This is a genomic window from Vreelandella sp. V005 (assembly GCF_052645115.1).
The window spans coordinates 67,779-83,810 of record NZ_JBQXYA010000011.1; the positions used below are offsets into that span (position 1 = coordinate 67,779).

Annotated in this window: 14 protein-coding genes; 11 read left to right on the forward strand and 3 right to left on the reverse strand. The window is 54.1% G+C overall.

Annotation, left to right across the window (positions count from 1 at the left end):
* Nucleotides 1-31: 31 nt before the first annotated feature.
* The 4 genes from ACUN8H_RS17860 (at nucleotide 32) to ACUN8H_RS17875 (ending at nucleotide 4,120) form a co-directional block, all read left to right on the forward strand.
* On the forward strand, nucleotides 32-934 hold the full coding sequence (locus ACUN8H_RS17860) for a GGDEF domain-containing protein (RefSeq protein WP_445533387.1): 903 nt from the start codon (nucleotides 32-34) through the stop codon (nucleotides 932-934).
* A gap of 30 nt (nucleotides 935-964) precedes the next feature.
* Nucleotides 965-1,303 (forward strand): 4a-hydroxytetrahydrobiopterin dehydratase, encoded by a 339-nt coding sequence (locus ACUN8H_RS17865; RefSeq protein WP_445533388.1) that lies wholly within the window; start codon nucleotides 965-967, stop codon nucleotides 1,301-1,303.
* Nucleotides 1,304-2,494, forward strand: coding sequence for an amino acid aminotransferase (locus ACUN8H_RS17870; RefSeq protein WP_445533389.1), 1,191 nt, complete (start codon nucleotides 1,304-1,306; stop codon nucleotides 2,492-2,494).
* 141 nt (nucleotides 2,495-2,635) lie between these two features.
* Nucleotides 2,636-4,120, forward strand: coding sequence for an NCS2 family permease (locus ACUN8H_RS17875; protein ID WP_445533390.1), 1,485 nt, complete (start codon nucleotides 2,636-2,638; stop codon nucleotides 4,118-4,120).
* On the opposite strand, the gene ACUN8H_RS17880 is transcribed toward ACUN8H_RS17875, so the two are convergent.
* From ACUN8H_RS17880 to ACUN8H_RS17890, 3 genes are all read right to left on the reverse strand, one after another.
* Entirely contained in the window at nucleotides 4,117-5,451 is a 1,335-nt protein-coding gene (locus ACUN8H_RS17880; RefSeq protein WP_445533425.1) for an MATE family efflux transporter, read from the reverse strand. The genes ACUN8H_RS17875 and ACUN8H_RS17880 overlap by 4 nt on opposite strands.
* A gap of 108 nt (nucleotides 5,452-5,559) precedes the next feature.
* Nucleotides 5,560-6,144, reverse strand: a complete 585-nt coding sequence (locus tag ACUN8H_RS17885) for a YceI family protein (protein WP_445533391.1) — start codon at nucleotides 6,142-6,144, stop codon at nucleotides 5,560-5,562.
* A 106-nt stretch (nucleotides 6,145-6,250) separates the two neighbouring features.
* Nucleotides 6,251-6,808, reverse strand: a complete 558-nt coding sequence (locus ACUN8H_RS17890) for a cytochrome b (protein ID WP_445533392.1) — start codon at nucleotides 6,806-6,808, stop codon at nucleotides 6,251-6,253.
* A 326-nt stretch (nucleotides 6,809-7,134) separates the two neighbouring features.
* Between ACUN8H_RS17890 and ACUN8H_RS17895 the strand changes: the two genes are divergently transcribed.
* From ACUN8H_RS17895 to ACUN8H_RS17925, 7 genes are all read left to right on the forward strand, one after another.
* On the forward strand, nucleotides 7,135-9,621 hold the full coding sequence (locus ACUN8H_RS17895) for an acyl-CoA dehydrogenase (RefSeq protein ID WP_445533393.1): 2,487 nt from the start codon (nucleotides 7,135-7,137) through the stop codon (nucleotides 9,619-9,621).
* A gap of 225 nt (nucleotides 9,622-9,846) precedes the next feature.
* The gene (locus ACUN8H_RS17900; protein ID WP_445533394.1) at nucleotides 9,847-10,944 is read left to right on the forward strand and encodes an ABC transporter ATP-binding protein; all 1,098 of its coding nucleotides are present in this window, start codon (nucleotides 9,847-9,849) and stop codon (nucleotides 10,942-10,944) included.
* A complete protein-coding gene (locus ACUN8H_RS17905; RefSeq protein ID WP_445533395.1) occupies nucleotides 10,937-12,037 on the forward strand; it encodes an ABC transporter ATP-binding protein in 1,101 nt (366 codons plus the stop codon). The genes ACUN8H_RS17900 and ACUN8H_RS17905 overlap by 8 nt, the downstream gene beginning before the upstream one ends.
* A complete protein-coding gene (locus ACUN8H_RS17910) occupies nucleotides 12,030-12,920 on the forward strand; it encodes a carbohydrate ABC transporter permease (RefSeq protein WP_445533396.1) in 891 nt (296 codons plus the stop codon). Before ACUN8H_RS17905 ends, ACUN8H_RS17910 begins: the two co-directional genes overlap by 8 nt.
* A gap of 1 nt (nucleotide 12,921) precedes the next feature.
* Nucleotides 12,922-13,818, forward strand: coding sequence for a carbohydrate ABC transporter permease (locus ACUN8H_RS17915; RefSeq protein ID WP_445533397.1), 897 nt, complete (start codon nucleotides 12,922-12,924; stop codon nucleotides 13,816-13,818).
* A gap of 12 nt (nucleotides 13,819-13,830) precedes the next feature.
* Nucleotides 13,831-14,103 (forward strand): DUF2160 domain-containing protein, encoded by a 273-nt coding sequence (locus ACUN8H_RS17920; RefSeq protein ID WP_445533398.1) that lies wholly within the window; start codon nucleotides 13,831-13,833, stop codon nucleotides 14,101-14,103.
* A gap of 125 nt (nucleotides 14,104-14,228) precedes the next feature.
* Nucleotides 14,229-15,995: an ABC transporter substrate-binding protein gene (locus tag ACUN8H_RS17925; protein WP_445533399.1), complete on the forward strand. Its 1,767-nt coding sequence runs from the start codon at nucleotides 14,229-14,231 to the stop codon at nucleotides 15,993-15,995.
* The last annotated feature ends 37 nt before the right edge of the window (nucleotides 15,996-16,032 follow it).

The window sequence follows — 16,032 nt, forward strand, 5'->3', positions numbered from 1 at the left end:
ATTTAATTGGTATATGCTTGGAGATTCACGCATGCCCGTGAATGATGTAGACGCACCCCAGCGAATCAGTGCAGATCACCTCGTCCCTCACATTCCTGGTGTCATCTTTCAATTACACCGCGCGCGCAACGGCCATATGCGCTTTCCCTACCTAGAGGGCGGTGGTGTAGCACTTCAACATATTGATCGAGAGCTGCTTGCTCATAACGCAGGTCAGCTAGTCGAGCAATTAACGGGTAAAGATCACCCCAAAATCATGTCGGCAATCGAGCGTTCTGCACGCTGGATGTTGCCACTCACCACCCGCTTCAGATTACCGTTCCCAAAGGGGAAGCCGCACTGGATTGCCGTTAGCGCTAAGCCCGCTCCCGTCGCTGATGGCGTACAGTGGAACGGCATCATGATGGATATTAGCGATCAGGTGTCCGAGGAGCAGCGGCTTCGTAAATTGTGCGATACGGATCCGCTTACAGAACTACCCAATCGCCGCAAATTGATGCTGCACTTAACGAATGTCGCGTCACTGAGCACCCGCCATGGCACCCCGCTTTCTATTATGATGATCGACATTGATCATTTTAAACACCTTAACGACCGCTGGGGACACCTACATGGTGACGACGTGCTCAAGCAACTGGCGACACAGGCGCTATCGTTACTGCGTCGGGAAGACATGATTGCTCGACTGGGTGGCGAAGAGTTTATGGTCGTGTTACCGCTCACCCCGCTGCAACAATGCCATACACTCGCCGAACGCATACGCCAAGCGATCAGCGCTCGCGACTTTGGTGTTGGCACAGGTCAAGTAACACTGAGCATCGGTATCGCCGAGTACCGCTGTGGCGAACCCCTTCACAGCCTGATCGAACGGGCCGATAAAGCGCTCTATAGCGCCAAAGACGATGGTCGCGACTGTGTTTGCCTTCTACGCTAAAGGTTAGCACTTAAGCTTAGGAGCCAAACGATGACCACGCTAGCCGACTCTATCTGTGAACCGTGTAGCAAAGGTGCTCAGCCGCTGAGTAAAGCGGACGCTCAAGAACGGCTAAAAAGCCTCCCCCAGTGGCAGATTGTCGATCACGATGGCATCATGAAGGTGTTGCGGTGTTTTAAATTTCGTGACTTTGCCAGCGCTTTGGCGTTTACCCAAGCCGTTGGCGATATTGCAGAGCAGGCTGGCCATCATCCTGTCATTGTGACGGAGTGGGGCAGCGTCACCGTTACGTGGTGGACGCATGCTATTAACGGCCTGCATCTAAATGACTTCATTCTTGCCGCCAGAACCGACGAGGTAGCCGAATAAATGTTTGAGCATATTGAGCGAGTCCCAGGAGATGCCATTCTCGGGCTGATCGAAGCTTTCAAGAAAGATACCAACCCACAGAAAGTGGATCTAGGTGTCGGTGTTTACCGCGATACCCAAGGCAATACGCCGGTAATGCGCGCTGTTAAGGAAGCAGAAGCTCGCCTGCTCAAGAATGAAACAACGAAAACGTATATTGGCTCTCATGGCGCCCCCAGCTATGGCGAAGTCGTGCTGCCTATGGTGTTTGGCACGGAATCGCCGGTATTGGCAGCTAACCGCGCCAGCGCGACGCAGTCACCTGGCGGTACCGGTGCTCTGCGCCTGGCGGCTGATTTCGTTGCTACCCAGTTGCCGGGCAAGGATATTTGGGTGAGTGACCCCACATGGCCCAACCACCACGGTATTTTTACCGCGGCGGGTATTAAACTGCATAAGTACCCTTACGTTGATCCTGACAACCGTCTCGATTTTGATGGTATGCGCGCAGCGCTGAAAAACATTCCGGAAGGCGACGTAGTCGTGCTACATGCCTGCTGCCACAACCCAACCGGTTTTGACCTTTCCCATGACCAATGGCAGGAAGTGCTGGAAATTGTTCGCGAGCGCAAACTACTGCCGCTGATCGACTTTGCCTATCAAGGCTTTGGCGAAGGCTTGGATGAAGATGCCTATGGCGTGCGCCTGTTGGCCGAAAACCTCGATGAAGCGATCATCACCAGCTCCTGCTCCAAGAACTTTGGTATTTATTGCGAGCGTACCGGCTGCTTGATCATGGTCGCCAAAGATAGCGAGCAGATGGATAACATTCGCTCTCAGGTCGCTATCGTTGCCCGTGAAAACTATTCAAATCCGCCTGCTCACGGCGGCGCCATCGTCAGTGAAATCCTCCACGACGACGAGCTAACCGCATTGTGGCGTGAAGAACTCACCGAAATGCGCGACCGTATCAATACCCTTCGTCGTGATTTCGTAGCAGCACTAAAGCCTTATGGCTTGGACGAAAAGTATGCCTGCGTTGCCGAACAGCGCGGCATGTTCTCCTACACCGGCTTAACACCGGAGCAGGTTGATCGTCTGCGCGACGAGTTTGGTATCTACATGGTGCGTTCAGGCCGTGCCAACGTAGCGGGCTTCTCCCAAGAGAATCTCCCCTACCTCGCTAAAGCGATTGCCGCTGTCAACGACTAGATAGCGTCCAAGCACTATCGCACAACAAACGCCCAGGCTTCCCTGGGCGTTTTTGTGTGCAAGGCGCTTGACCGATTAGTCAACCCTTCGGCACACTCAACGTTGCCTTGTATACAACACACCATAATCAAGAGGCCTGACATGGCGGCTGCCAGCACCCACTACCCCTGGTACAAAAAAGAAGACACCGACGCGTTCTTCGCCCTGTTTCAAAACAACATTGCCAACTTTGTCATTATTGCCATCACCATGCTGGGCATGGGGTTCCCCTCGTCCATTGTCTATGGGCAAGTGCTGCCCGGTGCGGCAGTAGCGGTAATGGTCGGTAATTTTTACTATGCGTGGAGCGCAGCCAGATTAGCGCGTAAAGAGAATCGTGCCGACGTGACGGCACTTTCTTACGGTATCTCAACGCCGGTGATGTTCGTCTTTCTGTTTGGTGTTTTATTACCTGCTAAACAGCTTACTGGCGACGCGGAAATGGCCTGGAAAGTAGCCGTTGCCGCCTGCTTCATTAGCGGTGCCATTGAAGCCGCGATCAGCGTGATTGGCCGCTGGGTGCAGTACCACCTGCCACGTGCCGCCATGCTAGGTGCCGTGGCTGGTGTCGCACTGACGTTTATCGCCGGTGAAATGTTGTTTAAAACGCTCGAAATGCCCATTATTGGCCTGCTGGTGTTAGCGATCATTATCGTTGGTTTGGTCGCACGAGTGAGTATGCCGTTCAAGCTGCCCACCTCACTATTTGCCATTATCGTCGGCACCGCCATGGCCTATTTGATAGGCGATGCGGGCGCCGAACGCTTTAGCGATGCATTCACTCACCTGGGCTTTTATCCGCTGCTTCCCAACCTAGCGTGGTTTGAAGGGCTGGGTTTACTGCTGACCAGCATGCTCGCGGTACTCACCGTGGTGCTGCCGATTACTCTTTATAATGCCATTGAAACCATGAATAACGTGGAAGCAATGGAAGCCGCTGGCGATAAGTACGATGTGCGCGAGTGCCAAGCGGTTGATGGCGCAGGCACAATGATTGGCGCCCTGTTTGGCGGGGTCTTTCCTACCACGGTCTATATCGCCACCGTGGGCGCTAAGTGGATGGGCGCTGGACGTGGTTACAGCCTTCTCAACGGCGCGGTTTATGCGCTGGCCACCATGTTCGGCTTGATTGCCGCCCTGGCCGCGATTATTCCCGTTTCAGTGGTAGCACCGATTTTGGTTTTTGTGGGTATGTCGATGATTGCGACGGCGTTTCAAGCCAACGACACGCGCTACTACCCTGCCGTGGCGTTGGCAATGCTGCCCTACTTTGCTAACTACGTGATGACACGCTTCAATCGCGGTGCGGGCGAAGTGGTCACGGATATCTCCAGTGCCATTGTCGTCATGGGCCAAGGCGCCATGTTTATGGCCATACTGCTCGGCGCCATGACGGTGTCGGTGATCGATCATCAATTCAGACGCGCCGCCGCTTTTGCAGCCGTTGCCGCGGGATTCTCATTCGTCGGACTAATGCACGCCCCAGAGCTGTCACTGAATGCCGCCCCTGAGTTTGTCATGGGCTACTTGGGCATGGCGCTCCTGTTTATGTATTTCTCTATTCAGGAAGCTTCATACAAGCATTAATTTACGTATCCCGCCTGCCGGTGCGGGCGGGATAAAATACGCCGCATCACTTGCCACGCCAGAAAGCCTGCCAGCACATTGCCTATGGCTGCGCCCGCCGCTAACCCCCACCAACCAAAGAACTGCGAGCCTAACCATAAACAAGGCAAATAGCAGATAAACAGCCGAGCGCTGGAGAGCAACATCGCGCGCAACGGCCAGCCCAATGCATTACCTGCCGAAACCACCAGCATGCAGACCCCTAGCGCTGCGTAGCTTGGCAAAAGAAACCGAATGAGCAGTGTCAGCTCGCTTTGCACATCGGGGTTGCCCGCTAACGCCATCGACAGCCAGGGCGCTCCCAATGCCAATATCACGCCGAGCCCCAGTTGCCACACTAGCGCGACCTTGGTAGCTAAACGCATGAGTTGCTGGATCTGCCCCCAGTCACCGGCGCCGTAACAGCGTCCTAGCCAGGGCGGAAGCGACATGGTCATGGCCAGAATCACCATTAGCGAAAGTGTCTCCAGCCGGCTTGCCAAGCCCCACGCTGCCACTTCACTTTCGCCCAAACCCGCCACCACTGAGATGGCCAACATAGCAGCCAAGGGCGGCATCAATTGGCTGACCATGGCGGGAGCGGCAATACCGGCAAATGGCCGCCAAGACTGCTTGGCCTCCTGCCACAGCCCCTGCTGAGATGCCCACTGGCGCGTGAGTAGCTTACGAGTGGTAATCAAAAGCCCAACGGAGAAAGCAATGGCCGTCGCCCAGGCGGCACCAGGCAGTCCCCAACCTTCCCAATCACCCACACCAAAAATCAGCAACGGATCGAGCACAAGATTGATTAGACTACTCAGCATCATCATTTTACCCGGCAAGCGGGTATCACCATGGGCGCGAAATACGCTGTAACTGAAGTAGAGCAGCGCGCCCAACCAAGCCGATAGCAATTGAGGCGCCCAGTAAATCCGGATATACGAAAGTGTGGTTTCGTCTGCACCCAATAATTGAAAAATGGGCACATGAAATAACCATAAGATAATCGCCAAGAGGCCGATCACTCCCCCACCCGCCATCAGTACCAAACTGCTTAAACGCCTTGCTCGCGCTTCTTCACCGGCACCCAGAGCGCGTGAAATCAAGGCGGCTATCGCAATACCCATACCTACCTGGATACCAATGATCAGAAACGAAAGCGGAAAGGTAAACGACTGAGCGGCCAATGGCGCAGTACCCAAGCGGGCAATAAAGGCGCTATCTACAAGTTGAAAACCCAATAGTGCCAACACCCCAATGGCCATTGGCCAAGTTTGGCGCCATAGGGTTATTGCCAACTCTTTTTGATGCATGACAGCTGCCAAGCACGCTCTCCTTATTTAGTGGTTAACTCTTTATCGGTTGTAACGTAAAACGCCACCGCCCCTGAAGGGCAGTGGCGTAAGGAAAGCCGTAAAAATTTACTGACGAATGCCTTCAAACGTCACGTAGAGCTCAAGCTCATGCATGGACTCAGGGAAATCGCTCATGTCGATTCCGTAATCGCTCAACGTCAACGTGGTGCTGCCTTCGAAACCGGCACGATAGTTGCCCCAAGGGTCTTCACCCTCACCCAACAGGGTAACTGGCATTTCAATCTCCTGGGTTTCGCCGTGCAGGGTCAGGTCACCTGATAACACACCTTCATTATCGCCCGTCGATTCGAAGCCCGTAGAGGTGAACGTAGCGGTCGGAAACTCGCTGGCATTCAAGAAGTCATCGCTGAGAATATGGCGATCACGCTCAGCGTGGTTACTGGTCAAACTATCAATCTGTACTTCGATTTCGGCAGAAGAAGCATCGATATCTTCAGGGTCGTAGGCAAATTGTCCTTCAAACTCTTCAAAACTGCCTAGAATATAAGAGAAGCCCAGGTGAGAAATCTTGAACTGAACAAAGGCGTGCTGACCTTCGGTATCGATTTGGTAATCAGCGGCCTGGGCTTGGCTCAAAGGTACCAGCGCTATAGCGGCGATTGCGGATGCAAATGCTGTCTTCTTGAACATAGTGAATTGCTCCTTGCTTTACTTAATAGGCACTGCGGGCAGTCAATTATCTTACCCGCAGTGTTTAGAAAAATTGTTACAGGCAACGTCATTATCTTGATGCGCTTTAATGGCCTGCTTGGCTATGCGCTGGGTTTAGCATACGTACCAAGGTTTTATGCCGACTTAACCAGTGATGCTTAAAGGCAGCAAGCGAATGCCCCACCGCTAAGGTCATCAATGCCAGGGCACTGTACCAGTGTATCTCACCCGCCAAGCTAGCTTGATTGGGCAAGTCGTACAGCACGGCAGGTACTTCAAACCAGCCAAAAACAGTAATACCCCGGCCATCGGCCGTTGAAATTAAATAGCCACTCACCATAACGGTTAGTAAAAGCACATAGAGCGCAATATGACCGGCATGGGCGGCAATAGTTTCTAATCGGCTCCCCTCGGCGTGGGGCGTTGGCTGGACGAAGCGCCATACCAATCGCGCGAAGGTAGTCATCAATAGCAGGATGCCAATCGAGCGGTGTACCCATGGCCCCTGATTGTACCAAGGGTCGTAATAGCCCAGGTCAGTCATCCACCAGCCCAGTGCAAACAGACCAATAATGGCTAGCGCACTTAGCCAGTGAAACAGAATACTGATTAATCCCCATCCGCTGCGACTATTTCGCCACATTTTTTCATTCCTTGTTTATCGCTATAGAACAGCGAACATAATAATAACAAAAGCATAACGCGTAATAGCCTTGATAACCGCTGAAAAAAGCAGAACGCTCCATTCGTAAAAACCACTGCTGGAGGAGTGACTAAAATTGGCTAGCCATTAAAGGCCATTTCACGGGTATGGTTTTTTTAGCCAGTCGATCACATTTACATCGCTAAACATGCCTAAATACTTGCGTGAGGCGGCGTCCATCTGCCAATATTCAAACAAGTGTTCGATTGATGCGCTTATTAACAACAGCAGGCTGGATATAAAGGCCTGAAACAGAGAGAAATCCTATGCTCACCCTACTCCTTATTGTGCTCGCCATCGCCGGCCTGCTGGTGGTAATGCGGCGCGAAGCAGGCGCCCCCGCGGCGCTAGCGGTGCTTGGCGTACTGGGCCTTGTTGGCCTGCTGTTTGATGCCGAGGTGATCGGCGTATTGCTCCTAATGGGTGCCGCCGCGATTGCTATTACCGGCCTGCCCGCCTTGCGTCGCATGTGGCTGACGCCGCGTCTGTTCGCCATGTTCAAAAAGGTCGCACCTAAAGTATCGGCCACCGAGCGCACCGCCTTGGAAGCAGGCAGCGTCTCCTGGGATGGCGAGCTGTTTTCAGGCAAGCCCCAGTGGGAAAAGCTGCTGGCCTTTAAAGATGACGGCCTACGCGACGATGAGAAAGCCTTTTTGGCCAATCAGTGTGCGAAAGCCGCTGGCATGTGTAACGCTTGGGATATTGCTCAAGAACGTGCCGACCTGCCCCAGCAGCTGTGGGACTATCTGAAAAAAGAGGGCTTCTTCGGTATGATCATTCCGAAGGAGTACGGCGGTCTAGGCTTTTCGGCCAAAGCACAGTCCATGGTGCTGCAAAAGCTTTCAGCCAATGAAACCCTGATGGTGACCGTGGGCGTGCCTAACTCCCTCGGCCCTGGCGAGCTGTTGCTTAAATACGGTACCCAAGCGCAGAAAGACCATTATCTGCCGCGTCTGTCCGATGGCCGTGAAATTCCCTGCTTTGGCCTGACCGGCCCCCGCGCAGGCTCTGATGCCACTTCGCTGCCTGATACCGGCGTTGTGTGCAAGCAGACCATTAACGGCGAAGAAGTACTTGGCCTGCGCCTTAACTTCGAAAAACGCTGGATAACCCTGGCCCCCATCGCCACTGTCGTCGGCTTGGCCTTCCGCTTGTTTGATCCTGAAAAACTGCTGGGTGATGAAGAAGATCGCGGCATTACCCTGGCGTTGATTCCCCGTGATACCGACGGCATGGAAATCGGCCGTCGCCACCACCCTATCGGCAGCCCATTCATGAATGGCCCGATTATCGGCAAAGATGTCTTTGTACCGCTGGACACCATCATTGGTGGTCCGGACATGATTGGCCAGGGCTGGCGGATGCTGGTCGAGTGCCTCTCGATTGGTCGCTGCATCACGCTCCCCTCGGGCGCTACCGGCACCGCGCGTTATGCCCTGGGTTGGAGCGGCGGCTTCACCCGTGTACGCCGCCAGTTCAATGTACCGGTTGCCGAAATGGAAGGCGTACAAGAGCCTCTCGCTCGCATGGCGGCGCTGGCCTATATTTCACAGGCCACCGTGTATCAAACCGCCAACATGATCGATCACGGCGAAAAGCCGGCGGTGCCCTCGGCGATTCTAAAAAGCCAGTTGACCGAGTTCCAGCGTGTGCTGCTTAGCGATGCCATGGACGTACACGGCGGCAAGGCAGTGACGCTTGGCCCACGCAACTACCTCGGTATCGGCTATAGCGCCAACCCGGTCGCGATCACCGTGGAAGGCGCCAATATCATGACCCGCAACCTAATGATCTTTGGCCAGGGCGCTATTCGTTGCCACCCTTATGTGCTTGATGAGTTGGCCGCCAAAGATACCAACGATATGAAGGCGTTCGATAAAGCCTTCTTCGGCCACGCGGGCTTGATCTTTGGTAACGCCGCCCGCGCCTTTACCTTAGGCTTTGGTATCGGCAAAACCAGCGTACCCTTCGATGGCCCTGCAGCGGCTTATGCCCAGGATATTGCCCGCCTCTCTGCTGGGTTTGGCCTGTGTGCTGACGCTGCCATGGCAAGCCTGGGCTCAGCGCTCAAGAAGCGTGAAATGATCTCTGCTCGCTTAGGCGATGTGCTATCGAACCTCTACCTGACCTCTATGGTGCTCAAGCAGTGGCAGTCAGGCAGTAAGGTGGAAGGCGAAGAAGCGCTTCTACATTACAGCTGCCGATTTCTGCTGCAGCGTGCCGAGCAGGCGTTTGTCGAGATATTCGATAATCTTCCTAATCGCGCGCTAGGTAAGACACTGAACGCAGTAGTGATGCCTACCGGTCGTCGCTGGAATAAACCTCACGACGACTTGGCCCGCAATATTGCCAAGCGCGTTTCTACCCACAGTGCCCTGCGCACCAAGCTGCTAGAAAACACCTGGGACGCTGATGACGGTGAACAGCGCAATCCGCTGGCGCGCTATAACGCTCTGCTGGTTGATTATGACCGTGCCGAAGCGATCTATCGTACGTTGAATAAAGCGTATGCCAAAGGAGAGCTCCCGCAAACAGCGTTGCACCCTGAAGCACGCGTTGAAGCTGGCTTGGAGAAAGGCCTGATCAGTGCTGAGGATGCCGACTTCATGCGTACCTTCGAAACCGAGGTGCTGGAGATGCTTACCGTAGACGACTTCGCCTACGATGCCTTTGCCAAAAACAAGTCGACGCTAATTGATCACAATGGCAAACCTGCACCTGCGCCCCAACAGGCAGAAGAAAACATCAAGTAACTCTTATGATTCAATAAGTTGCTGACAAACACAGCCGACTACTGCACACCGGTAGTCGGCTTTTTTGTGTTCGCTTTCTACGCCTAAATGCCTAGCCTTATCGCCTAAAAACGCGTTGCAAGTTCGCAAGTGATCAACTAGCCTTTCGTAAACGAAAGCGACCTCTTCTTTTTTGTCGCTTTTCTAACAGCATGATCCAATAACAATGACGCTAGCGAGATCGGCATGTCCTTACATTTGCAAAATATTGATCACATCGTTAACGGTGTGCCTCATATCAGTGGAATAGACCTAGCGCTTGAGCCAGGCTCATTCAATGTACTACTAGGGCGAACGCTGGCCGGAAAAACCACTCTAATGCGCCTCATGGCAGGGCTCGAACCTCCCACTCGCGGAAAGATCATCATGGATGGCAAGGACGTTACCAACGTCTCCGTTCGCAAACGCAATGTTTCCATGGTGTATCAGCAATTTATCAATTATCCAAGCCTCACTGTGTACGACAACATAGCGTCGCCTCTCAAGCTCGCCAAGCATCCGAAAAGTGACATTGAGAAGCGCGTGGGTGAAATTGCCGAAATGCTGCATATCGAGCATTTGCTCAACCGTTACCCGCAAGAACTCTCCGGTGGTCAACAGCAGCGCACCGCTATGGGGCGCGCCTTGATCAAGGATGCCGACGTCATCCTGTTTGACGAACCGCTGGTCAACCTGGATTACAAGCTGCGCGAAGAGCTGCGTGATGAGCTACGTGAACTGTTTAAAGCGCGCAACTGTATCGCAGTGTATGCCACTACCGAACCCAATGAGGCACTTGCGCTAGGTGGAAACACCGCCGTACTTCATGAAGGCAGATTACTGCAGTACGGCCCTACTGAGCAGGTCTATCGTGAGCCGAACGGCCGTTTCAGTGCAGAGATGTTCTCCGAACCGCCGATCAACATCGTTCCTGGCCAACTTACCGATACTGAAATCACCTTTGATCAGACGCTGCACTTCCCCTGCGACGAAAAGCTGAAACGCCTAGAACCCGGTGATTACGACTTTGGCGTGCGCGCATCGCATCTTACCCTGCAACCGCAGCAGCCCGATGATCTAGCCTTGGATGTTCATGTAGATGTGGCGGAGATCAGCGGCTCTGAAACCTTTCTACACGTTCACCACGAACGTTTTCCGCTCGTGCTCCATCTGGCCGGCATTCACCAGTTTAGCGTCAACGAACCGCTGAAAGTCTACTTCCCTACCCATCAACTTTACGCCTTCGACAAACAGGGACACACGGTGCATATTCCTGCGCGTCAGGGAGGAGCTGCCCATGGCTGAGATTACTTTAAAAGGTCTGGCTCACTCCTATGAAAAAACGCCCAAGGGTGCGGCGGATTACGCTATTCGGCAGATGGATCACGTATGGCATCAAGGCGGCGCCTATGCGCTATTGGGACCGTCGGGTTGCGGTAAATCCACCCTGCTCAATATTATTTCCGGGCTGCTCGAACCGTCTGAAGGCGACGTTCTTTTTGACGGCCAGCGCGTCAACGAACTGCCCCCCGAAGAGCGTAACATTGCCCAGGTTTTCCAGTTTCCGGTGATTTACGACACCATGACGGTGTTCGACAACCTAGCCTTTCCCCTGCGCAATATGAATACCCCCGAGTACCGGGTGAAACCCAAGGTACTGGAAGTCGCCGATATACTTGAGCTGACGCCACTGCTGGACCGCAAAGCCAAGAACCTGACCGCCGACGAGAAGCAAAAGGTCTCTATGGGGCGTGGGCTGGTTCGCGACGACGTGACGGCCATTCTATTTGATGAACCGCTGACCGTGATCGACCCGCAGCTCAAGTGGAAACTGCGGCGCAAGCTCAAGGAGATTCACGAGCGCTTCAATATCACCATGATTTACGTCACGCACGATCAGTTGGAGGCGTCCACCTTCGCCGACAAAATAGCCGTGATGTATGACGGCCAAGTGGTGCAGTTCGGCACGCCACGGGAGCTGTTTGAACGCCCGGCCCACACCTTTGTAGGCTATTTTATCGGCAGTCCCGGCATGAACTTCATGGCCGTCGAGTATCAAGATGAACAGGCCATGTTCGGCAACCAATCACTGCCGGTCAGTGAGCCGATCAAGCGTGCCATTGCCCATGCCAGCAGTAACAACATCAAGCTGGGTATCCGTCCCGAGTTTATCGGCATTAGCTCAAGCCCAAGCGCTGAAAGCGTGCCCGTCGAGATCATTAGTGTGCAAGATCTAGGCACGTATTCCCTGCTGACCTATAGGCTCAACGGCCAAACCTTCAAGGCACGCCTACCTGAAGGGCATCCCCCCGTGGGAGACGCGGCGTTTGCTGAGTTCGATACGACCAAACTCGCCCTCTATATCGATGAATACCTCGTGGAGACCGGCCATGAATAATAATAAGGTACCCAACAATAGAGCGTGGCTGCTAGTGCTTCCCATGCTGGTATTGGTGGCATTTTCCGCCGTCATTCCCCTGATGACCGTGGTCAACTACTCGGTTCAGGATGTGCTAGGCCCCAACGCGAGCTTTTTCACGGGCACCGAGTGGTTTAAAACCATGCTCAATGACGAGGCACTGCAGTCAGCTTTTCTGCGCCAAATTTCATTCTCACTGATTATACTGGCTATCCAGATACCGTTGGGAATAGGGATTGCCTTGATCATGCCTAAACGCGGCTGGCAAGCCTCGGCGGTACTGATATTAATCACCCTGCCATTGCTGATTCCCTGGAACGTCGTGGGCAGCATCTGGCAAATCTTTACCCGTGGTGACATTGGCCTTATGGGCTGGGGGCTGCGTGAGTTGGGCATCGACTACAACATTACCGGCAATGCCAGCGACGCCTGGGTCACGATCGTCCTGATGGATGTATGGCATTGGACGCCACTAGTGGCAATGCTTTGCTACAGCGGTCTTCGCTCCATTCCTGAAGCTTACTACCAAGCCGCCCGCATCGACCGCGCCTCCAAGTGGGCGGTGTTTCGCTATATCCAATTGCCTAAGCTTACCAACGTGCTCGTTATCGCCGTTCTGCTGCGTTTCATGCACTCGTTCATGATTTACGCCGAGCCTTTTGTGCTGACCGGCGGCGGCCCCGGCAGTTCGACCACCTTCCTGAGCCAATCTTTGGCCACTATGGCAATCGGCCAACAGGATCTGGGGCCTTCTGCCGCGTTTTCGCTGATCTACTTCCTAGTCATTCTGCTGGTGAGCTGGGTGTTCTACACCACCATCATGCACATGCAGAAAGACAAGCCACCGCATGGAGGTGCCTGATATGAGCTACCAAATCGAAAACACCCAGCGTGGCGAAAAATACAACACTATTTATAGCAAGATCACACCGGCTCAGCGGCGTAACCGCTCTTCCCGCTCTCGCTTGCGCTCGCGGTTGCTGCTCGGCCTTTATTTGGCACTGATGATCCTGCCGATCTACTGGCTGATCAACATGTCGCTGCAGACCAACAGCGAAATTCTCGGCTCCATGACGCTGTGGCCGCAAAACCTCACCTTTGACAACTACATTGGCATCTTCACCAACTCAAGCTGGTACATGGGCTACGTCAACTCCATGCTTTATGTGGCCATGAACATGCTGATCACGATCTGCGTGGCACTACCGGCCGCCTATGCGTTTAGCCGCTACACCTTTATCGGCGACAAGCACCTGTTTTTCTGGCTGCTGACCAACCTGATGGCGCCACCGGCGGTCTTCCTGCTGCCCTACTTCCAGCTCTACTACTCGGTGGGCCTGTTCGATACACACATTGCCGTCGCTCTGGCCCACTGTTTGTTTAATATTCCGCTGGCCATCTGGATTCTGGAAGGGTTTATGAGCAGCGTGCCCAAGGAGATTGATGAAACGGCTTATATCGACGGCTACAGCTTTCCGCGCTTCTTCGTCAAGATTTTTATCCCCATGATCCGCTCCGGCATTGGCGTCACGCTGTTCTTCTTGTTCATGTTCTCCTGGGTGGAACTATTGCTGGCGCGCACATTAACAGCCACTGATGCCCAGCCAATCGGCATGATTATGACGCGTACCTCAACCGCCTCCGGGATTGATTGGGGCACCCTGGCCGCCGCCGGTGTACTGACCATTATTCCCGGCATTCTGGTGGTTTATTTCGTCCGTAACCATATCGCCAAGGGCTTTGCCCTGGGCCGTACCTGAGGAGAGCGCACCATGTCTTGGATGGTATGGACCATGCCCACCGCCATATTCTTTTCATCTATTGCCGCCATGTTGGCGGGGATGACGGTATGGGAGATTTTATCTCCCACCATAGAGCGCAAAGGGTTTCTGCCTATTGCCACCACTCGCGGAGACCGGCTGTTTATCGGCCTGCTCTCGGCGGCCTTTATCCACCTGGGAGTGATTGGTTTCACCTCATTATCCATCTGGATTGCACTAGCGGTATCCGCTGTATGGCTGCTGGTGTTGATGCGCTGGGGATAGCGCTTGGGAAACACTCGAAAAGCGTAAGCAACAGCGCTTTAGAGAGATGTAAAGGGCGCGCTAGCGCTTAACGGTATCAAGGACGGCCAAGCCATCATGGAAGAGCACAACAAAACGAGGTCACCATGCAAAAGCACTACAACAAGTCCAGACTGACTAAGTTCAAACTGACAACCCTCGCCACCGGTCTGTTACTGGCATCGGGGTCACTGTCAGCGCAGGAACAGGATGCCCGCGCCATTGCTGAACGCTTGGTCGACGAGCACTTCCAGGACTCGACACTAAGTCGTGAAGAGCAGATCGAAGAGTTGCTGTGGTTTGCCAAGGCAGCCGAGCCCTTTCGCGGTATGGACATCCAGACCGTCGCCGAAGGCTTAACCACTCACGTCTATGAAAGTGAAGTGCTCGCTGAAGCCTTCAGCGAACTGACCGGCATCAACCTGACCCACAACATCATCGGCGAAGGCGATGTCGTGGACACCATGCAGAACCAAATGCAGTCGGGTAACAGCATCTACGACGGCTTCGTCAATGACACCGACGCCATCGGCACGCATATCCGCTACGGCACGACCATTAATATCTCTGAAGCGATGGAGAACGAGTGGGCCGACTACACGCTGCCCACCCTGGATCTAGACGACTTCATTGGGCTGCAGTACGGCACCGGGCCGGATGGCAGTCTCTATCAGCTACCTACTCAGCAGTTCGCTAACCTATATTGGTTCCGCCATGACTGGTTCCAGCGTGAAGACTTACAGGAGCAGTTTCAGGAAATCTACGGCTATGATTTAGGCGTACCCACCAACTGGACCGCTTATGAAGACATTGCCGAATTCTTCACTGAGCATGTAGGCGAGATAGACGGCACCAAGATTTACGGTCACATGGATTACGGTCGCCGTGATCCCTCACTAGGCTGGCGCTTCCATGACTCCTGGCTCTCTATGGCAGGTATGGGTAGCCCCGGCGTTCCTTCTGGTAACCCGGTGGATGACTGGGGTATTCGCGTAAACGAAGAGAGCCAGCCGGTAGGCGCCAGCGTCAGCCGTGGCGGTGCCACCAATTCACCGGCCTCCGTATTTGCGATGCAGAAAGCCGTCGATTGGTTACAGAATTTTGCCCCCGAAGAAGCCCAGGGCATGACCTTTGGTGAAGCAGGCCCGGTGCCGGCACAAGGCCACATTGCCCAGCAGATTTTCTGGTACACCGCCTTTACTGCTGACATGACCGATCCTGCGGTTGCAGTGACCGACGACGAGGGCAACCCGCTATGGCGCATGGCGCCTTCACCTACTGGCCCGTACTGGGAAGAAGGCATGAAGGTGGGCTATCAGGACGTAGGCGCATGGACGTTCTTTGACTCTACCCCTGAAGATCGTCGCACGGCGGCGTGGCTGTTTGGCCAGTTCACCGTGTCTAAAACGGTGTCTTTGGAAAAACTGATGCACGGTTTAACGCCGATTCGTGAGTCTGACATCTTCTCTGAGCAGATGACCGAAATGGCACCGAAACTGGGTGGCTTGGTGGAATTCTACCGTAGCCCCAACGAGTCGAACTGGACACCGACCGGTACCAACGTGCCTGACTACCCACGCATGGCGCCGCTGTGGTGGCAGAACCTTGCACCGGTCATGAGTGGTGAAGTGACGCCCCAGGAGGGTCTCGACAAGCTGGCGGCAGACCTAGACAGCACCATGAATCGTCTGGCCCGCGCCAATGTCTTCGACAGCTACGCGCCTGTTCTTAACGAAGAGCGGGATCCCCAGTACTGGCTGGACCAGGAAGGCGCCCCGAAACCCAAGCTTGATAACGAAATGCCGCAAGGCACCACCGTTCCTTACGATGAAATGATGGAAGCCTGGATGGAAGCTGGTACACGCCAAGAGTAATTAAGCTTATCAGTAACGACGCGTCAAAAACTTGCAG